Source organism: Prescottella soli (assembly GCF_040024445.1).
GTDB lineage: Bacteria > Actinomycetota > Actinomycetes > Mycobacteriales > Mycobacteriaceae > Prescottella > Prescottella soli.
Genome location: NZ_CP157276.1, coordinates 2,713,048 through 2,732,140, shown reverse-complemented (window position 1 = coordinate 2,732,140; position 19,093 = coordinate 2,713,048). Strand labels below are relative to the sequence as shown.

Annotated in this window: 19 protein-coding genes and 1 rRNA gene; 14 read left to right on the top strand and 6 right to left on the bottom strand. The window is 67.5% G+C overall.

From position 1 onward, the window contains the following. Window positions 1-101 precede the first annotated feature (101 nt). A 5S ribosomal RNA gene (gene rrf, locus ABI214_RS12880) occupies window positions 102-218 on the top strand. A 192-nt stretch (window positions 219-410) separates the two neighbouring features. Here rrf and ABI214_RS12875 read toward each other — a convergent pair. Beyond that, window positions 411-926, bottom strand: a complete 516-nt coding sequence (locus tag ABI214_RS12875; RefSeq protein WP_348611085.1) for a MarR family winged helix-turn-helix transcriptional regulator — start codon at window positions 924-926, stop codon at window positions 411-413. A gap of 76 nt (window positions 927-1,002) precedes the next feature. On the opposite strand from ABI214_RS12875, the gene ABI214_RS12870 reads away from it, so the two are divergent. Next, the gene (locus ABI214_RS12870; protein WP_348611082.1) at window positions 1,003-2,421 is read left to right on the top strand and encodes an FUSC family protein; all 1,419 of its coding nucleotides are present in this window, start codon (window positions 1,003-1,005) and stop codon (window positions 2,419-2,421) included. 1 nt (window position 2,422) lies between these two features. Here the strand turns inward: ABI214_RS12870 and ABI214_RS12865 are convergent, their stop codons facing one another. After that, a complete protein-coding gene (locus tag ABI214_RS12865) occupies window positions 2,423-4,270 on the bottom strand; it encodes a galactan 5-O-arabinofuranosyltransferase (protein ID WP_348611590.1) in 1,848 nt (615 codons plus the stop codon). Window positions 4,271-4,402: 132 nt separating this feature from the next. Between ABI214_RS12865 and ABI214_RS12860 the strand changes: the two genes are divergently transcribed. Together ABI214_RS12860 and ABI214_RS12855 are read left to right on the top strand one after the other, a co-directional pair. Then, window positions 4,403-5,278: an alpha/beta fold hydrolase gene (locus ABI214_RS12860; protein WP_348611079.1), complete on the top strand. Its 876-nt coding sequence runs from the start codon at window positions 4,403-4,405 to the stop codon at window positions 5,276-5,278. A gap of 97 nt (window positions 5,279-5,375) precedes the next feature. Continuing rightward, window positions 5,376-5,780: a DUF4259 domain-containing protein gene (locus tag ABI214_RS12855; RefSeq protein ID WP_348611076.1), complete on the top strand. Its 405-nt coding sequence runs from the start codon at window positions 5,376-5,378 to the stop codon at window positions 5,778-5,780. A gap of 15 nt (window positions 5,781-5,795) precedes the next feature. Here ABI214_RS12855 and ABI214_RS12850 read toward each other — a convergent pair whose 3' ends face one another. After that, complete coding sequence (locus tag ABI214_RS12850) at window positions 5,796-6,422, bottom strand: TetR/AcrR family transcriptional regulator (protein ID WP_348611073.1); 627 nt, start codon at window positions 6,420-6,422, stop codon at window positions 5,796-5,798. A gap of 131 nt (window positions 6,423-6,553) precedes the next feature. On the opposite strand from ABI214_RS12850, the gene ABI214_RS12845 reads away from it, so the two are divergent. Genes ABI214_RS12845 through ABI214_RS12810 form a run of 8 tightly spaced genes read left to right on the top strand, consistent with a single transcriptional unit; the run spans window position 6,554 to window position 14,547 of the window. Beyond that, window positions 6,554-7,345 (top strand): 3'(2'),5'-bisphosphate nucleotidase CysQ, encoded by a 792-nt coding sequence (locus ABI214_RS12845; protein ID WP_348611070.1) that lies wholly within the window; start codon window positions 6,554-6,556, stop codon window positions 7,343-7,345. Continuing rightward, window positions 7,342-8,247: a sulfate adenylyltransferase subunit CysD gene (cysD, locus tag ABI214_RS12840; protein ID WP_348611067.1), complete on the top strand. Its 906-nt coding sequence runs from the start codon at window positions 7,342-7,344 to the stop codon at window positions 8,245-8,247. The genes ABI214_RS12845 and cysD overlap by 4 nt, the downstream gene beginning before the upstream one ends. Beyond that, on the top strand, window positions 8,247-10,148 hold the full coding sequence (cysN, locus tag ABI214_RS12835) for a sulfate adenylyltransferase subunit CysN (RefSeq protein ID WP_348611064.1): 1,902 nt from the start codon (window positions 8,247-8,249) through the stop codon (window positions 10,146-10,148). Before cysD ends, cysN begins: the two co-directional genes overlap by 1 nt. A gap of 54 nt (window positions 10,149-10,202) precedes the next feature. Continuing rightward, window positions 10,203-10,562, top strand: coding sequence for a nuclear transport factor 2 family protein (locus ABI214_RS12830; RefSeq protein WP_348611061.1), 360 nt, complete (start codon window positions 10,203-10,205; stop codon window positions 10,560-10,562). Then, entirely contained in the window at window positions 10,559-11,377 is an 819-nt protein-coding gene (locus tag ABI214_RS12825) for an SDR family oxidoreductase (RefSeq protein WP_348611058.1), read from the top strand. The genes ABI214_RS12830 and ABI214_RS12825 overlap by 4 nt, the downstream gene beginning before the upstream one ends. Window positions 11,378-11,402: 25 nt before the next feature. After that, the gene (locus tag ABI214_RS12820; protein ID WP_348611055.1) at window positions 11,403-12,545 is read left to right on the top strand and encodes a sulfotransferase family protein; all 1,143 of its coding nucleotides are present in this window, start codon (window positions 11,403-11,405) and stop codon (window positions 12,543-12,545) included. 41 nt (window positions 12,546-12,586) lie between these two features. Then, on the top strand, window positions 12,587-13,648 hold the full coding sequence (locus ABI214_RS12815) for a DUF1214 domain-containing protein (RefSeq protein ID WP_348611052.1): 1,062 nt from the start codon (window positions 12,587-12,589) through the stop codon (window positions 13,646-13,648). An 11-nt stretch (window positions 13,649-13,659) separates the two neighbouring features. Further along, window positions 13,660-14,547 (top strand): TIGR03619 family F420-dependent LLM class oxidoreductase, encoded by an 888-nt coding sequence (locus tag ABI214_RS12810; protein ID WP_348611587.1) that lies wholly within the window; start codon window positions 13,660-13,662, stop codon window positions 14,545-14,547. 79 nt (window positions 14,548-14,626) lie between these two features. On the opposite strand, the gene ABI214_RS12805 is transcribed toward ABI214_RS12810, so the two are convergent. From ABI214_RS12805 to ABI214_RS12795, 3 genes are all read right to left on the bottom strand, one after another. Further along, a complete protein-coding gene (locus ABI214_RS12805) occupies window positions 14,627-15,388 on the bottom strand; it encodes a decaprenylphospho-beta-D-erythro-pentofuranosid-2-ulose 2-reductase (protein ID WP_348611049.1) in 762 nt (253 codons plus the stop codon). Next, window positions 15,385-16,809, bottom strand: coding sequence for an FAD-binding oxidoreductase (locus ABI214_RS12800; RefSeq protein ID WP_348611045.1), 1,425 nt, complete (start codon window positions 16,807-16,809; stop codon window positions 15,385-15,387). Before ABI214_RS12800 ends, ABI214_RS12805 begins: the two co-directional genes overlap by 4 nt. Window positions 16,810-16,951: 142 nt before the next feature. Beyond that, window positions 16,952-17,581, bottom strand: coding sequence for a superoxide dismutase (locus tag ABI214_RS12795; RefSeq protein ID WP_280761910.1), 630 nt, complete (start codon window positions 17,579-17,581; stop codon window positions 16,952-16,954). 103 nt (window positions 17,582-17,684) lie between these two features. On the opposite strand from ABI214_RS12795, the gene ABI214_RS12790 reads away from it, so the two are divergent. Further along, window positions 17,685-18,152, top strand: coding sequence for a GtrA family protein (locus ABI214_RS12790; protein WP_348611042.1), 468 nt, complete (start codon window positions 17,685-17,687; stop codon window positions 18,150-18,152). 88 nt (window positions 18,153-18,240) lie between these two features. Further along, window positions 18,241-19,089, top strand: a complete 849-nt coding sequence (locus ABI214_RS12785) for an LLM class F420-dependent oxidoreductase (protein ID WP_348611039.1) — start codon at window positions 18,241-18,243, stop codon at window positions 19,087-19,089. Window positions 19,090-19,093: the final 4 nt, after the last annotated feature.

The window sequence follows — 19,093 nt, the reverse complement described above, 5'->3', positions numbered from 1 at the left end:
GAAACAACACACAGATACCATTCACCCCCAACACCCCAGAGCCCTCGTGGCCGGCGGGTGGTTCGGGCGGGGGAATTGAATGTGTGACAGTTTCATAGAGTTACGGCGGCCATAGCGGAGGGGAAACGCCCGGTCCCATTCCGAACCCGGAAGCTAAGCCCTCCAGCGCCGATGGTACTGCACTCGACAGGGTGTGGGAGAGTAGGACACCGCCGAACATCCTTTCCCGAAGGCCCCCACCATTACTGGTGGGGGCCTTCGGCGTTTCCGCATATATGCAGCTATTTCGTCCACCTCCGGGCAGCCGGCGAGCTGTTTCCGGGGCGTCGGTCGCCGGCGGGGCCGATCGCGGTCGCGATCCGGGTCCCCGGCCGGCGGTCGACGGGGGACCGACGAAATATCTGCGGAGATCAGACCCGGTCGACGTCGTCGCTGTTTCGGGCGATCCGCCGCAGCAGCCGTGCCAGCAGGACGCGCTCGTCGGCGTCGAGGCCCTCCAGTAGCCTGCGATCTTGATCGACGCGCTGCGGGAACTCGCGATCCACGAGCGCCCGCCCCTCCTCGGTGACATGGAGGAGCACCACTCGTCCGTCGCGCTCGAAGCGCTGTCGTTCCACCAGGCCCAGCTTGACCAGGCGGTCGGCGTGCTTGGTGGTCGCCGCGCTGCTGACCATCGTCACCGCCGTGACCTCGCTGGCCCGAAGTGGCCGGTCGCATCGTGCCAACGCGCACAACACCTCGAACTCCGCGCGTGAGACGCCGCTGGGGCCGAGGACGCGGTCGAGCCGATGCAGCGTCTGCGAGCTGATTCGCGTGATCCGCCCGATGATCTCGATCGGCGACGTGTCCACCTCGGGGTAGGAGTGGGACCACTCCCGGCGAACCTTGTCGATGAAGTCGCGATCGGAGCTGTCGGTCGAATCCACTTCCTCATCCTAGCCAGGAAGGAGATTCTGTTCATTAGTACTTTACTAGTGAAGTAATGCGCGTACACTGAGTCGAGTGACTGCACTCGAGGCTCCCGCACCCACTCGGTTCGCCCAGGCGCGTGGCGCTCTCGCGCATGCCGTGGTGCCGAGGACCTGGCGTCGAGCATTCGAACTGCGCACCGCGGACGCGACCATCGCACCGGCGTTTCGTGTCGGGCTGGCCACGGCGGTGGTCCTCGTCGCGGGTGGCCTACTCGGCCACCGGGAACTGGCCGGGTTCGCGGCACTCGGTGCGTTGGCCGCCGCGTTCGGCCGCTACGAACCGTACCCACGCCTGGCGGGCAAGCTGGCGCTGGTCGGCGCCGGGCTCGTCGCCTTCGTCGCGCTCGGTGGCGCACTGGGTGCCGCGGCACTGCCGGCGTGGGCGCTGATCGGGGCGCTGTCGTTGGCCGCCGGTGTGGCCTCGGGCTACATGAACACCTTCCAGTTGCTCGGTCCCGGCCCGGTGATCCTCGTCTTCGCCGCGACCGGCGCCGCGGGCTATTCGACGTCGTGGTCCGATGTGGGCCAGGTGACGTCCGCGGCGGCGGTCGGCGTGCTCGTGGGCTGGATTGCCGCGATGCTTCCGGGGTTCGTCCTGCCGCTGGGACCGGCCCGTCTGGCCGCGGCCCGCGCGCTCGTGAGCGTCGGCTCACTCGAGGAGGCGGGGATGGACGGTGTTCCGGCCGCGCGTGCAGCTCTTCATCGCGCCCGGGAAGTCCTTGCGGCGAGTGGCCATTCGCGAGCACAGTACGGTCACGGTCGCGACCTCGCTAGGCTGCTGGACGCCGCCGACGAGGCGATCGACGTCTGGGTCGCCGACGGCGACGGCGGCCAGATCCGGGAGATCGCGCAGCACGAGCAGGAACTGCGAAAGGTGAAGCGGGCCAGCATCCTCGGCGGCGTGGGTGATCGCCCTTCGCCGCGGACCGAGCTCCCCGCCCCCAACCGGGTGCTGAAGATCGCCCGCGTCAACCTCACGTCGACGGCTCTGCGTCACACCGCGGTTCGGGTGACGATCGCGTCCGCAGCGGCGGGATGGATCGCCTTCGCATGCGGCCTCGAGCACCCGCTGTGGGCGTCGATGGGCGCGATCGCGGCACTGCAGGGCCTCAACTACACCCACACCGTCGAGCGGGGCATCCAGCGTCTGCTCGGCAACGTGGCGGGCGCGGCCATCGCCGCCGGGCTGATCGCGCTGTCGTTGGGCTTCTGGGAGTCCGTCGTCGCGGTCGTGGTCCTGCAGATCGCGGCGGAACTGATGGTGCTCGTGAACTACGCCCTCACGAGCCTGGCGGTGACGCCGATGGCGCTCGTGATGACCGGGTTCACGTCACCGATGACGCCCGAGGCCGGGATGACCCGGATCCTCGACACACTCGTCGGCGTCGTCATCGGCGTCGTCGTCGCGGCCGTGACGGTGAGCCGCACCGACCGGCACCATCTGGCGTGACTCAGCCGGCGCGCGTCACGATCACGAACGGTCCCGCCTCGTCGATCGTGAAGCGCGGGTCGTCGAACAGCTTCTTGGGGAACGTGACGCTGTAGCGGCGGACGTTCGGGTCGTTCGGATAGACGTCCTCGGCGAGCCGCAGGGTGTAGCCGTCCGAACTCTTGCGGAAGACGAACACATCCGGTGCGCGCCACGGCAGTCCGTCGAGCGCCGACACCAGCTGGTCCGGTGTCTCGAGCTCGGTCCAGCTCTCGATCGCCTCCCCGCGCTCCCGGAACTGCGCGAGGGGGTTCGCGTAGTGCGATGTCAGCGCCTGGAACCCGTAGTACGGGTAGAAGCTGAGGAAGCTCGTGTCCGAGGTGAGGACGACGGTGTCGTGGCGTTCGCCGGGCCGGCGTTCCATGATGATCCGGTCGACGTCGCCGTAGTACGCGGCCGCCCCGGGCGCGCGCTTGTCGGCGCGGACACCGTTGCCGTCGGTGTCGGTGTAGGCCACGGTGATGTCGCTCGCGAGCACCTGAGGGATGTTCTGCACGAACGCGATCAACCCGGCGAGCCCGATCGCGACGACCGACGCCTTGACGCGCGGGTTCTCACTGGTGGCGAGGACGAGCCAGCGGGAGAACTCGAAGAAGCCGAACACGCCCGCTGTGCCGAGCAGAACGATCAGCACCGGCTCGAGACGGAAGGACAGCAGGGTGCCGCCGAGAACGGTGAACGTCATCGACATCAGCGACCACAGGTAGATCGCGATCACGCCGATGCCGAGCGACTGCGCGCGCCGCGACGACGTCGCGCGGCTCACCAGCCAGATCGTGCCGAGCAGGCACAGCGCCCCAGCGAGGGAGAACTGGAACATCGGAAGCGGTAGGCGCGCACCGGCGTCGGGCAGGTAGTGGGTCGCGGTGCCGCTGTCGGCCGGCGATCCGCGCAGGGCCTCGAGCAGGTACGGCAGCCAGACGACGAGCGCGATCGCGATGGCGATCGCGGCGGTGACGGCCAGTCGCAGCAGCGGATCGAGCAGCGCGCGCCACGACCCCTGCGCGCGGACCGCGAGCGCCGCCGCGACGACCGCCATCAGCGTGACCGCGAACGCCGCCAGGCCCAGGTACAGCGTGTAGAACGCGGCCGCGATACCCAGGAACACGCCGGTGCCGACGACGGCTCCCCAGCCGCCGCCCCGCGTCTTCTCCGGACGGTGCAGGCCGCCCCACGCGAGCACCAGCACCGGCGGGATGAGGATCGCGATGACGGCGCCGTAGGGCTCCGCGGATCCGTAGGCGATCACCAGCGCCGCCGCCGCGAGCGCCACCACGACGGCCCAGTCGGCGCGAATCAGTTTGTTCCACAACACGAGCGCGATGACAGCGGCCACCGCGATCGACCCGATCGCGTACGGCTTGAAGACCTCCCAGCCGTCCATGCCGAGGAGGTTCGCGACGCGTCCGCCGATCCAGAACCAGCCCGCCGGATAGTAGGGAGGCAGGTCCGCGTACGTCATGTCGTGCAGTGCGGCGGAATCGGTCATCCGCGTGAGGTATTCGGTGCGGAACTCCTGATCCACCGAAATGCCGTGCAGGTACAGCTTGGTCGCGCTCAGTGGCATCCCGAGTGTCACCGTGACGAACCCGGACAGCCCCGCCCACGACAGTACGGTTGCCCCCCGGACCCACCGTCGGGCCCGGAAGAGGACGACGCACAACGCAAGCACCGCGATCGTGACGACCTGGCCCACGGTCGTGACGGCCTGCGTGACGTTCGACGAGGGGAACGCCGGCCACGACACCTGGCCGAAGGCGAACAGCCCCACCGCGGCGACGATCACGGCCACGATGCCCGCGAGGACCATCTCGACGACGGTTCCGCCTACCAGCCGGGCAGGGGCGACCCGCGGTTCAGCGAGGGAGTTTGCACCTGATTGCGACACGGCCCGAGCTTACTTGGGGGTCGTGTTCGGACCGGTCTTCAGTAGGTTCGAGGAATGAGCGACGAGCACCCGCAGACACCGCAGTGGTTTCGTGACGCGCTGGCGGCCCCGGTGGAGACGGGCAGCGTGGACGTCGACGGCGCCGACATCCGGTTCCGGGCGTGGGGTGAGCCGGGCCGACCGGGGCTCGTCCTGGTGCACGGAGGTGCCGCCCACTCGCGCTGGTGGGACCACGTCGGACCGCAGCTCGCCGGCGAGCGTCGGGTCGTCGCCCTCGATCTGAGCGGGCACGGCGACAGCGACACCCGCGAGCACTACTCGCTGGACCAGTGGGCCCGCGAGATCGTCGCGGTGGCGTCGGCGTCGGGCATTGCCGGCCCGCCGGTCGTGGTGGGGCACAGCATGGGCGGCATCGTCTCGTTCGTCGCAGCGCACCTGTACGGCGACCGGATGGCTGGCGTCCAGATCATCGACTCGCCGATCCGTCAGCGCACCCCCGAGGAGGAGGCGGCCCGGCGCAAAGCCGCGTTCGGTCCCAAGAAGGTCTACCCGACGCGGGAGGAGGCGCTCGCCCGCTTCCGATTCGTCCCGCCGCAGGAGAGCGCCGTGCCGTGTGTGCGCGAGCATGTCGCGGAGACGTCGCTGATGGCTGTCGAAGGTGGATGGTCGTGGAAGTTCGACCCGGCGATGTTCACCCGTTCCGGCGGCGACACCTTGGCCGTCGCGCAGGCGCGGTGCCCCGTCGCGTTCTTCCGCGCGCAGCACGGCATCATCTCCGACGAACTCATGGCACAGATGCGCGAGCGGTTCGGGCCGACGGCGATCGTCGCCGAGATCCCCGACGCCGGCCACCACGTGATGATCGATCACCCGCTCGCACTCGTCACCGGCATCCGCACTGTTCTCTCCGCCTGGGAGTCGGTGCGCTGAACCGAACCCGCGCTGGGCTTTCCGCGCGGACTGTCACCGGTCGGTCGTAGGGTCTGCACGACGGGCCGAGCGGCCCGCGGATCAGGAGGAGTGGGGCATGGGGACGTGGGGTTCGGGTCCGTTCGAGAACGATGGTGCGGGCGACCTGCTCGCGGCGCTTCGGGCCGGTGACTTCGACATCGAGGACTACTGCCGGCACGTCGACGAGGAGTACCTCGAGGCGGACGACGCACAGGCGGCCATCGCCCTCGCCGAGGTGGTCGCGGTGGCCCATGGGCTCCGGCCGGCGGCCGGGGAACTCGATGGCATCGACGCCGCCGCGTACGTCGGGGCCTTGACCCCGGAGCAGCGTGCGTGGATCCTCACGACGCTCGAGCGTGCGATCGCCGACAGCGACACCTCGGAACTTCACGAGTTGTGGGCCGAGAACGGCCCGGAGGACCTCGCGGAGTGGCGTGGACCGGTCGAGAGCCGTCTGGTGAGCCTCCGCACGCTGGGCTGAGCCGCGCGAACCGGGTCAGCCGGTCGGTTCGGACAGGGTGATCGCGCGCGTGAGTGCCGCCGCGGAGAACTGCGTGAACCCGGCCGGATCCAGGTGGGACGCCCAGTTGTTGACGATGGTGTCCGCCACGCCCTGCAACCCGGACAGCACGAACGCGAGGACGGCGGGGTCGTCGCGCAGCACCCTGCCCTCCTTCGCGGCGGCCTCGGTGAGGGCCTCCAGTAGCTGCGTGTTGTAGAGCTCCGCCGTCCGGTGCACCTCGCGCAGCGACTCGCGGTCCGAACGCGAATCCCCCTCGGCGTCACGCCAGATGGCTGTCACCCGGCCGACCCGGGCCCACTGTCGCGCCGACTCGGGAATGATCGCCGTGAGCAGCGCGACGACGCCACGATCTCGCGGGAGATCGGCGACGAATTCTGTTGACTCCAGCTGACTTTCGTTGAGCAGTGCGGTGAAGATGTCCTGCTTGTCCGCGAAGTACTGGTAGATGAGTCCGGTGCTCGTGCCCGAGCGTTTCGCGACGGACCGGATGGTCAGCGCCGCGTAGCCGCCCTCGTCCAACAGTGCCGCCGCAGCGTCGAGTGTCCGGCGTCGTCGCGCCTCCGCGTCGCCGTAGATCGACCCTCCGTTGGATTCGCTCATCGCATCACCGTATCCGGCCGTACCCGGTGGTCCAAGCCTCGCCCCCGACGCTCAGGGCGGGACGCGGAAAACTCTGAACAATGTTCGTTCTGGGATTGAACGATGTTCATTCTGTGGTTACAGTCACTCGCATGACGAAGCGAGTCGTGACCGAGATATCAGTCGAACCTGCGACCGGGCGGGCGGGAGACGGACGCGCGGCAGTCGAAATCGCAGCCGAGGCTGGACGATTGCTGCTCGGCCACCGCGAGAAGCTGGCGCGGACCGATGCCGACGCCGCGGAGATCCGCGCCGCAGCCGATCGGCTCAGCCACGACTACATCGTCGGCGCACTCGCCGACCGGTTCCCGGGCGATGCGGTGCTCTCCGAGGAGGGTGCCGACGACCTTGCGCGGATCGGCGCCGACCGGGTGTGGATTGTCGATCCGCTCGACGGCACCCGGGAGTTCGGTGAACTCGGCCGCACCGATTGGGCCGTGCACGTCGCGCTCGTCGAGCGCGGACAGCTGACGGTGGGTGCGGTTGCGATGCCGGCGCTGGGCGTCACCCACTCGACCTCGGACGCCACCGCGCCGGCCACGCCGGCGGGCGGTGCCCCGAGGGTGGTCGTCAGCCGCACTCGCCGTCCCGCTCCGGTGATGGCGATGGCCGAGGCGCTGGGTGCGGAACTGGTCGAGATGGGTTCGGCCGGCGCGAAGGCGATGGCGGTGGTGCGTGGCGACGTCGACATCTACGCCCACGCCGGCGGCCAGTACGAGTGGGACTCGGCGGCGCCGGTCGCGGTGGCTCGTGCTGCGGGACTGCATGTCTCGCGCATCGACGGTTCCGAACTCGTCTACAACCAGGAGAACCCCTGGTTGCCCGATCTGTTGATCTGCCGTCCCGAGCTGGCCGGCGACGTACTGGAGGTACTTGCACGATGACACGTGCGCTGACCCACCTCGAACGCCTCGAGGCCGAGAGCATCCACATCATGCGGGAAGCCGTCGCGGAGAGCGAGAACCCCGTGATGCTGTACTCGGTGGGCAAGGACAGCGCGGTGATGCTGCACCTCGCCCGGAAGGCGTTCTACCCGTCGAGGTTGCCGTTCCCGCTGCTGCACGTCGACACGACGTGGAAGTTCCGCGACATGTACGCACTTCGCGACAAGAGCGCGGAGGCAGGGGATTTCGATCTACTCGTCTACCGGAACCCCGAATGTGTCGAGAAGGGGATCAACCCGTTCACCCACGGATCGTCGACGCACACCGACATGTGGAAGACCGAGGGCCTCAAGCAGGCGCTCGACCTCTACAAGTTCGACGCCGCGTTCGGTGGCGCCCGCCGCGACGAGGAGAAGTCGCGCGCCAAGGAGCGCGTGTTCTCGGTTCGGTCCGCCGAGCACCGCTGGGACCCCAAGCGGCAGCGCCCCGAGCTGTGGCGGATGTACAACGTCCGCAAGTCGCCCGGCGAGACGCTGCGGGTGTTCCCGCTGTCGAACTGGACGGAACTCGACGTCTGGGAGTACATCCGGCAGGAGAACATCCCGATCGTGCCGCTCTACTTCGCGGCGAAGCGCCCTGTCGTGGAGCGCGACGGGACGCTCATCATGGTCGACGACGACCGGATGCCGTTGCGGCCCGGTGAAGTACCCGAACTCAAGAGCGTCCGGTTCCGGACGCTCGGGTGCTACCCGCTCACCGGTGCCATCGAGTCCACCGCCACGACTTTGACCGACGTCATCCAGGAGATGCTGCTCACCACCACGTCCGAGCGTCAGGGGCGCGTGATCGACCACGACAGCAGCGCCTCGATGGAGAAGAAGAAGCAGGAGGGGTACTTCTGATGGCCCACTCGTCCAACCTGATCGCCGACGACATCGAGCAGTACCTCGAGCGGCACGCGAACAAGAGCATGCTGCGCTTCATCACGTGCGGCAGCGTCGACGACGGCAAGAGCACGCTCATCGGCCGTCTGCTGTACGAGTCGAAGCTGGTCTTCGAGGACCAGTTGAGCGCCCTCGAAAGCGATTCCAAGAAGGTGGGCACGCAGGGCGAGGGGCTCGACTTCGCCCTGCTCGTGGACGGTTTGGCCGCCGAGCGCGAGCAGGGCATCACGATCGATGTCGCGTACCGCTACTTCACCACGGAACGGCGCAAGTTCGTCGTCGCCGACACCCCGGGACACGAGCAGTACACGCGCAACATGGTCACCGGTGCGTCGACGGCGGAGTTGGCGGTGATCCTGGTCGACGCCCGCAAGGGTGTTCTCACCCAGACCCGGCGCCACTCCTACCTGGTCTCGCTGCTCGGCATCCGGCACGTGGTGCTCGCGGTCAACAAGCTCGATCTCGTCGACTACTCGCAGGAGGTGTTCGAGCGCATCGCAGGCGAGTACGCGGCGTTCGCCGCCGAGATCGGCCTCGAGCACGTCGTACCGATCCCCATGTCCGCGTACGTCGGTGACAACCTCACCGAGCCGAGCCCGAACACACCCTGGTACCAGGGCCCGACGCTGATCGATCATCTCGAGACGGTCGAGATCGAGGACGAGCTGCGCGGCGCACCGTTCCGGATGCCGGTGCAGTGGGTGAACCGGCCCGACCTGGACTTCCGTGGGTTCTCGGGGCAGATCGTCGGCGGTGTCGTGCGACCCGGCGATCGGGTTCGGGTGCTGCCCGGCGGCAAGGAATCCACGGTCGATCGGATCGTCACGATGGACGGCGACCTCGACGAGGCGGTGGCCGGGCGGTCGGTCACCATCACCCTGACCGACGAGATCGACATCAGCCGGGGCGATGTCCTCGTCGCGACGGAAGCCCTTCCGGGCGTAGCGGATCAGTTCGAGGCCCAGCTGGTGTGGATGGGCGAACACGACATGCTGCCCGAGCGGCCCTATGTGTGCCAGATCGGGACGATGACCGTGCAGGCGCGCATCACCCGACCCAAATACAAGGTCAACGTCAACACTCTCGAGCGGACCGCGACGAACACGCTGGCGCTCAACGAGATAGGCGTCTGCAACATCAGTTTCGATCGCCCGGTTCCGTTCGACACCTACTCCGACAACCGCGACATGGGTGGCTTCATCCTGATCGACCGGCTGACGAACACCACGGTGGGCGCGGGTCTCATCCGGCACTCGTTGCGACGCTCCGACAACATCCACTGGCAGGCCGTGGACGTGAACGAGGAGTCCCGGGCGACGCTGAACGGACATCGGCCGCAGATCCTCTGGTTCACGGGGCTGTCGGGTTCGGGCAAGTCGACCATCGCCAACGAGCTCGAACGCCGCCTGTATGCGCTCGGCTGCCACACCTACCTCCTCGACGGCGACAACGTCCGGCACGGGTTGAACCGCGATCTGGGATTCACCGAGGCGGACCGCGTCGAGAACATCCGCCGGGTCACCGAGGTCGCGCGCCTGATGGCGGATGCCGGACTGATCGTGTTGGCGTCCTTCATCTCTCCGTTCCGCGCCGAACGGGAGGCCGCCCGCGAACTGATCGGGGAGGACCGATTCTGCGAGGTGTTCGTCGACACCCCGATCGACGTCGCCGAACAGCGAGACCCGAAGGGGCTCTACAAGAAGGCGCGGCGCGGCGAACTGGCCAACTTCACCGGCATCGATTCGCCCTACGAGTCGCCGGCCGACCCCGAGGTCCGCATCGACACCACGGCCACCTCGCCGGAGCAGGCGAGCGAGCTGATCATCGAGTTCCTCCGGGGCCGTGGAGTCATCGCCTGACCCGAGTTCTCCCAACCACACCGAAAGTTCCACTGACAGAAGAAGGAGCTGATCTTGCCGAGTCGAAGTGAAATCTGCGCAGCGGTGGAGTCGTACATCGAGCACCTGGGCAACCACGACGTCGAGAAACTGGTGGGGTTGTTCGCGGAGGGGGCGGTCCAGCATGAACCTCTAGGGGCGAGAACGTACCGGGGCCTCGACGAGATCCGGGCGTTCGACGAGGAGAATGCGAAGGTCCCGTTCTCGGTGTCGTTACTGTCGCCGATCACCGTGTCGGGCCGGTTCGCTGCGATGCAGGTGCGCGTCCACGTCGAGGGCGTTCCGGACTTCGCGTCCACGGACCTCTTCGAGTTCGACGAGAACTGCAAGATCGTGTCCCTCAGTGTCGTCCTGGATCCGGAGGCGTCGGTGTGACCGCGGAGACCGCCGTGGGTGCGACGCCCAAGTCGCTTCCCCTGCTGGAGGACAAGGTCGTCGTGGTGTCGGGGGTCGGTCCCGGACTGGGACGTTCGATCGCGGTGCGCAGTGCGTCGGCCGGCGCGAAAGTGGTCCTGGCGGCCCGGACGGAGTCGCGCCTGGTCGCGGTGGCGAACGAAGTGCGCGAACTCGGCGGTATCGCGCTCTGCGTGCCGACGGATCTGACGGACAGCGAGTCGGTGTCCGCGCTCGCGGACACTGCGCTCGTGGAGTTCGGCAGGGTGGACGCCCTCGTCAACAACGCGTTCGTCCAACCGCCCCACGAGCGGTTGCTGGATGCGGAGTTCGACTCGGTTCGCCGAGGTATGGACATCAACCTGTTGGCGGCACTCGACCTGACTCGGAAGCTGGCACCCGCGCTCGTCGAGTCCCAGGGCTCGGTGGTGCTGATCAACTCCATGGTGCTGCGGAACCAACTGCCGAACCTGGGCGCCTATCGGATCATGAAGGCGGGACTGCTGGCGCTCGCGCGCGGCCTGTCTGTCGAGCTCGGGCCGTCTGGGGTCCGTGTGAATTCTGTTGCTCCGGGGTACATCTGGGCGGAACCGGTCAAGAGGATGTTCGAGAGGCAGGCCGAGGAGCGCGGCGTTCCGTTCCAGCAGGTCTACGACGAGGTGGCCGCGGCCACCGATCTGCGTCGCCTCCCCGAACCCGACGACATCGCGAACACCGTGGTGTTCCTCGCCTCCGACTTCGCGCGCGCGATCGCCGGCCAGTGCGTGGACGTCAACTGCGGTCACACGCATCACTGACCCACCAACCGACAAGGAACCACCTATGACACAGCACCGCGACGGAGTGGGCTCGATCGAGGAACTGCACGCGGAGGCCTGCGCGATGAGCAGGTACGACGACTTCGGCGGCGACGAGTACCTCGAGGGGCTGCGGGTCCTGCTCGACTCGTTCGAGCGCGAGGCCGACCTGACACCGCACGGAAAGGTGATCGCGCGCAAGATGATCGTCGGCGCGCTCACCGGCCGTCTGATCAGTGAGGCCGCGTTCGCGCGCTACCCGGAGCACGTCGACGTTGCGGTCGAGCGGCCCATCTTCGTCTCCGGAATCACCCGCACCGGCAGCACCGCGCTCCAGCGGTTACTCAGCGCCGACCCGGGGCACCAAGGCGTCGAGATGTGGCTCGCGGAGGCCCCGCAGCCCCGTCCGGCGCGCGAGAAGTGGGCCGAGAACGCGGACTTCCGCCGAGCCGACGCGTTCTACCGGTCCCGCCAGCAGAACGAACCGGATCTCATGAAGGTGCACTTCATGGGCGCGGAAGAAGCCGAGGAGTGCTGGCGACTGCTGCAGCAGACGATGCTCTCCATTTCGTTCGAGTGCGTGTCGTACATCCCGACCTATTCGAAGTGGTTGGCGCAGCAGGACTGGACCGCGACGTATGCGCGATACAAGAAGAACCTGCAGCTGATCGGGCTGAACGACCCGGGACGGCGTTGGGTGCTCAAGAGCCCCAGCCATGTCTTCGCGATCGACGAGATCATGAAGGTCTTTCCCGACGCGCTCTTCATCCGCACCTTCCGGGACCCACGGACCTCGATGGCATCGACGTTCAGCCTCGCCGAGCAGGGCAAGCACGACATGTCGAACGCGTTCGACCGCCCCGCCATCGGGCGCACCCAGCTCGACCTGTGGGCCCGCGGCAGCGAGAACTTCACCCGGGCTCGCGCCCGCTACAACCCGGATCAGTTCGTGGACGTCGACTACCGGGACTTCGTCGCCGATCCGATCGGCACCGTCGAGTCGATCTACACCCGGTTCGCGCTGCCGTTCACCGACGCCGCCCGCAGCGCGGTGCAGGCGGCACACCAGGAGAGCCTGGGCAGCCATCGCGCGCCATCCCACCGGTACTCGCTCGACGACTTCGGCGTGACCGCCGAAGAGGTCGAAGCGAGGTTCGCCACCGCCTGAGCCGGATGCTCGGAAACGACCGCAAGACAGGGAGACCCACCATGAACCCCACTTGGGAGAAGTTCTGCGCCGACCTCCTCGAGACCGGCACCGTCCTGCAGGACGAGATCGTCCCGCAGGACCCGCTGACCCAGGCCGAGGGCGTCCGCTACCTCAGCCGGCTGCTGCGCTACGCGACGATCAACTGCGTCGAGTACACCGATCCGCGGTGGCCGCAGTTCACTTCTGCGCCGAACCCGAACATGATGACGAAGATCGGCGCCGACAACCCGGACAACATCTACATGCGAGCCAACATCTCCGGGAAGTACACCTACCGGATCACAGGCACACGCGGCACGATCCCGTTGGTCACCTTCGGGTCCCGGGTCAACCGCTACCACATCGACGGCACCATGCTGCAGACCGGCGACCTGCACATCCACGACCTCGAATGCGACGAGCACGGCCGCTTCGAGTTCATCGCGAGCGTCGAGAAGCCGGAGAACGGGGCCTGGCTGCCGCTCGCGCCGGACAGCAACCTCATCTCCGTCCGTCAGACCTACGCGGACCGCCGCGCCGAGGTCCCCGCCGAGCTGTCTATCGAATGCCTGGACCCCGACGGTGAATTCGTGCCGCTGAGCCCCGAGGAGATGGGCGGGCGGCTGGAGACGGCCGTCGGCATGGTCCGCGGCACCGCGAAGACCTTCCTCGAGTGGTCCCGCGAGTTCCAGCCACAGGCCAACGAGATCTTCGACCGCGGCCAGCAGCAGTTCCAGGATGCCGGCGGCGACCCGACGATCTTCTACCTGCACGGGTACTGGAGGCTCGCCGCGGACGAGGCGTGGGTCATCGAGACCGAGGTCCCGAACTGCGAGTACTACAACTTCGTGCTGCAGAACTTCTGGGTGGAGTCGCTCGACTACCACCGGACGAACATCTACATCAACAATCACACCGCCAAGCTGAACGACGATGGGACGCTGACCATCGTGGTGGCCGCCGAGGACCCCGGTTACGGCAACTGGATCGACACCGACGGCCACACCGAGGGCACGTGGGCGATGCGCTGGATCAAGGCGGATTCCCACCCGATTCCGACGTCGAAGGTCGTGAAGCTGTGAGCGCGCGTGCGATGAAGTGGTCGCTGGCGGCTGCGATGATCGACGCTCGGGACCTCTGTGAGCTGGCCCGGGTCGCCGAGGAGGCCGGGTTCGACTCCGTCGCGATGCCCGACTCGGTGTTCTACCCGGAGACGGTCTCGGCGGATTACCCGTACTCGCCCGACGGCAAACGGATGTGGGCGCCAGAGACGCCGATGCCGGACCCGTTCATCGCGATGACGGCGATGGCGGCGGTCACCGAGCGAATCCGGTTCTACACCAACGTACTCAAGCTGCCGCTGCGCGATCCGCTGCTCACCGCGAAGCAGATCGCGACGATGGCGGTGATGTCGGGCAACCGGATCGCGGTCGGCGTCGGACTGTCGTGGATCCCGGAGGAGTTCCGGTTCACCGGCACCGAGATGCGCACTCGCGGAGCCCGCACGGACGAGGCCATCGAGATCGTCAAGGCGGTGTGCGCGGGGCGGGGACCCGAGTGGGTCGAGTTCCACGGCAAGCACTACGACTTCGACCGGCTGATGATCAGCCCGGCACCGGCCCGGCCCGTCCCGATCTACGTCGGCGGACACAGCGAGCCGGGTCTGCGGCGCGCGGCCCGCCTCGCCGACGGGTGGATCTCCGTCAACACCGATGTCGGTCAGTTGAGGGATGCGATCGCGCGCCTGGGCGCGTTGCGGGTCGAATACGGCCGCGCCGGTGAACCTTTCGAGATCAATGTGTCCCCGACCCGGGTGCGGGACCTCGACGGCTACCGGGCGCTGGCGGACCTCGGCGTTACCGAGTGCCGGGTCTCGCCCTGGTACCTGTACGGCGCCGACTTCACGAGCAGGACAGCCCGGCTCGACGCGGTCCGGCGGTTCGCGGACGAGATCATCGCCCGCGAGCGCACCGCCGTCTGACACGACGAACGGGAGTTCACCGCACGCTTCGCGAACGAAGGCGTGCCGTGAACTCCCGTTCGGGGGTTCGGGGCGATTCCTAGATCGGCAGCTTGCGGAAGATCGCGCGCGGGACGTGGCGCAGGCCCATCATCACGAAACGCCACGGGCCCGGAGTCCAGACGATTTCCTTGCCCTTGTCGGACGCGGCCACCGCCAGCGTGGCGACGTCTTCCTTGTTCACCGTCAGCGGGGCTTCCTTCACGTGCGCGCTGAACTGGGTGCGCACCATGCCGGGCCGAACCACGGTGACCTTGGGTCCGAACGGGGCCAGCGCCTCGCCGAGACCCAGGTAGAAGCCGTCGAGGCCGGCCTTGGTGGACCCGTAGACGAAGTTGGCACGCTTGACGCGCTCACCGGCGACCGACGACATCGCGATGATGCGGCCGAAGCCCTGCGCCTTCATCTTCTCGCCGACGAGCACACCCACCGAGACGGCCGCGGTGTAGTTGACGTTCGCGACCAGCACGGCCTTGCGCTGGTTCTGCCACAGCTCCTCGGCGTCGCCGTCGAGGGCGAAGGCGACGATCGCCACGTCCACGTCGCCCTTGGACCACGCCTCGTCGATCACCTTGGGGTGGCTCTCGGTGTCGAGTGCGTCGAAGTCGATGACGTCGACCTGCGTGGCACCGGCGGCCTTCATCTGCGCGACGGCGGCGTCGCGGCCCGGATCGTTCGGCAGCGCAGCGAGAATCACGCGCAGCGGGGTCTTCTTCAGGTACTCCTCGCAGATCGCCAGGCCGATCTCGGACGTGCCACCGAGGAGCAGCAGGGTCTGGGGGTTGCCGACGGCGTTGATCACTGCAGTTCCAACCTTCTGGACATGTCGGAGGCGAAAACGCCTGTGGGGTCGACGGATCGGCGGACCTTGATCCACTCGCCGATCCGCGGGTACATGGCATGGAACGTCTCGGCCGTGGTCCGCGAGTCCTTCGCGGTGTACAGGCGGCCGCCGAACTCGAGCACGCGCTTGTCGAGTTCGGTCACGAACTCGTTCAGGCCCGGCTTGATCCGGAAGTCGACGCAGATGTTCCACCCGGCCATCGGGAAGCTCAGCGGCGCCTTGTTGCCCTCACCGAACAGCTTGAACACGTTGAGGAACGAGTGGTGCCCCGACGCCTGGATGTCGCGGATGATCTGCTTGAACTCGCCCACGGCCTCTGGCGGCACCACGAACTGGTACTGCAGGAATCCGTTGGAGCCGTACGCGCGGTTCCACTCACCGAACATGTCGAGCGGGTGGTAGAACTGCGTCAGATTCTGGACCTTGCCGCGGTAGTTGCCGGCCTTGCGGAACCACACCTCGCCGATCGCCGAGAAGTTGAACTTGTTCGCCAGGCCGTTCGGGAAGATGTCCGGGAACGTCAGCAGCGTCGGCGCGTCGAACTTGAGCGGATTCTTCTGCAGCTTCTTGGGCAGCTGATCCAGCTTGGCGAGGCTGCCTCGGGAGATCGCGGCGCGACCCAGCTTGGGCTCGGGGGCGATGGCGTCGAACCACGCGCTCGAGTAGTCGTAGTTGGCCTCGCTGCCGTCGCTGTGCAGCGCGATGGTCTCGTCGAGGGTGTGGGTGACGTCGCCGTCCGCGATGAAGTACGCGGTCTCCGTCGGCGTCATCTCGATCGTGGCCTTGAGGATGATGCCGGTCAGGCCCATGCCGCCGACCGTGGCCCAGAACAGCTTCGAGTTCCGGCCCGCCGGGGTGAGCGTGCGCACCTGGCCGTCCGCGGTGAGCAGATCCATCGAGCGCACGTGGTTGCCGAAGCTGCCGGCGCTGTGATGGTTCTTGCCGTGGATGTCGGACCCGATCGCGCCGCCGACCGTGACCTGGCGGGTGCCCGGCAGCACCGGGACCCACAGGCCGAACGGCAGGGCCGCGCGCATCAGCTGATCCAGGTTCACACCGGCGTCGACGGTCACCAGGCGGGTGTTCGCGTCGATGTTGTGGATCCGGTTGAGCGCGTTCATGTCGATGACGAGCCCGCCCGCGTTCTGCGCCGGGTCGCCGTACGAGCGGCCCAGGCCGCGCGCGATGACGCCGCGTCGCAGGTGCGACGGCTTCGACTCGTTCTGCTCCGCCACCTGGGCGACCGCCTTGGCGATCACGTCGACGTCGGGCGTGGACAGCACCTGTGCGGTGGTGGGCGCGGTGCGTCCCCATCCGGTGAGGGTGCGGGTCTGCGTGGGGAGCGGCTCGTGAGCCGTCTCTTCTGCTGTCTCGGACATCGGCTACGAGGCTACCTGGCGGTAGTACCGGTGATCCTGTGCGAGTGCGCCGATCCACAACTTCTTTACCCACGTTTTGCGCACTTGCCGGTCTTTCCCCGGTCCCGGAACACCGACAAGTGCGCAAAACGGGGGAGGTGGATCAGGCGGGGACGATGAGTCCGGCCGTCTGGGTGCGTGCCTTGGCGAAGCGGTCGGCGACGTCGGCCCAGTTGACGATGTTCCAGAAGGCGTTGACGTAGTCGCCCTTGACGTTCTGGTAGTCGAGGTAGAAGGCGTGTTCCCACATGTCGAGCATGAGCAGGGGGGTCAGGCCGATGGAGATGTTGCCCTGCTGGTCGTAGAGCTGGACGATGATCAGGCGCTGGCCGATGGAGTCCCAGGCGAGGATGGACCAGCCGGAGCCCTGGATGGCGTTGGCGTTGGCGGAGAAGTGGGCGCGGAAGGCGTCGAAGCTGCCGAAGAAGTCGTCGATCGCGGCGGCGAGCTCACCCTCGGGCTTGTCGCCGCCCTCGGGGGAGAGGTTGTTCCAGAACACCGAGTGGTTGGTGTGGCCGCCGAGGTGGAAGGCGAGGTTCTTCTCGTGGAGGTTGACCACGGGTGCGACGGCGTCGGCCTCGCGGAGCTCGGCGAGCTTGTCGAGGGCGGCGTTGGCGCCGGCGACGTACGCGGCGTGGTGCTTGTCGTGGTGGAGCTCCATGATCTTGCCGGAGATGTGGGGCTCGAGGGCGGCGTAGTCGTAGGGCAGATCGGGCAGCGTGTAAACGGTCATGACGTTGATCTTGCAACCTCGAGTGCGCTCGAGGTCCACCGGCTGTGCGGGATGTCACGGCGTTACGTCGGGTCGGCCGATCCGGATCGCCTAGTCTCGTTCCGTGTCCGGAACCCCCCACTCCCACGAACCGCACGTCCCGCTGCCGGTCGAGATCCCCGTCACCGACTCCGTTGCCGACGACGCACCGGACCTGAAGACGCAGATCGTGCGCTTCGTCGCGACGGGTGGACTCTCGGCCGTCGTCGACTACGGGCTGTATGTGCTGTTCATGGCGCTGGGCATCACCCGGGACGTGGCGAAGGCGTTGAGCTTCGTCGCCGGCACGACCACCGCCTACCTGATCAACCGGCGGTGGACGTTCAAGGCCGAACCGAGCCGCGCCCGCTTCGTCGCGGTCGTGATCCTCTACGCCCTGACGTTCGCGGTGCAGGTCGGCATCAACCGGGTGCTGTCGGAGAACCTGGCCGACACGTGGTGGCGGACACCGCTGGCCTTCGTGATCGCGCAGGGCACCGCGACGGTCATCAACTTCGTCGTCCAGCGTGCGGTGATCTTCAAGATCAGATAACTGTCCAGACACCTGTCTGGAGAATCTTCCAATCCGGAGTGGAACGCGTTACATTTTCTGGCACCGACCAACCCGGAGGAGTCAGATCGTGCGCTACGGCATCAGCCTGTTCACCAGTGACCGAGGGATCACCCCCGCGGCGGCCGCGCAGGCCGTCGAGAAGTGCGGGTTCGACGCGTTCTACGTGCCCGAGCACACGCACATCCCGGTCAACCGGGAATCGAACCACCCCGGCACCGGCAACGAGACCCTTCCTGACGACCGCTACATGCGCACGCTCGATCCGTGGGTCGCGCTCGGGACCGCCGCGTCGGTGACGTCGCGGATCCGGCTCGGCACGTCGGTGGCGCTGCCGCTCGAGCACGACCCGATCACCCTCGCCAAGACCATCGCGTCGCTCGACCACCTCTCCGGTGGACGGGTCACGTTCGGCGTCGGATTCGGCTGGAACGCCGAGGAACTCGCCGACCACGGCGTCGACCCGAAGAAGCGCCGCACCGCGCTGCGCGAATACCTCGAGGCGATGCAGGCGTTGTGGACGCAGGAGGAGGCGTCGTACGACGGGCAGTTCGTGAAGTTCGGTCCGAGTTGGGCGTGGCCCAAGCCGATTCAGCAGCCGCGTCCCCCGGTGCTCGTCGGTGCGGGTGCGTCGGAGAAGACGTTCGCGTGGATCGCGCGTTCGGCCGACGGCTGGATCACCACCCCGATAGAGCAGGACATCGAGAACAACGTCACGCTGCTGCGCAAGATCTGGGCCGACGCCGGTCGCACCGGTCAGCCCGAGATCATCGTTCTGGCCGGCAAGCCCGACGCCGACAAGCTCGCCCGCTGGCAGGACCTGGGCGTCAGCGAGGCGCTGTTCGGCATGCCAGACGGTTCCGAGGACGTGGTGGTCGCCTACCTGCAGCGGCTGGCGGGCAAGCTCGGCATCGGGTAGCGCG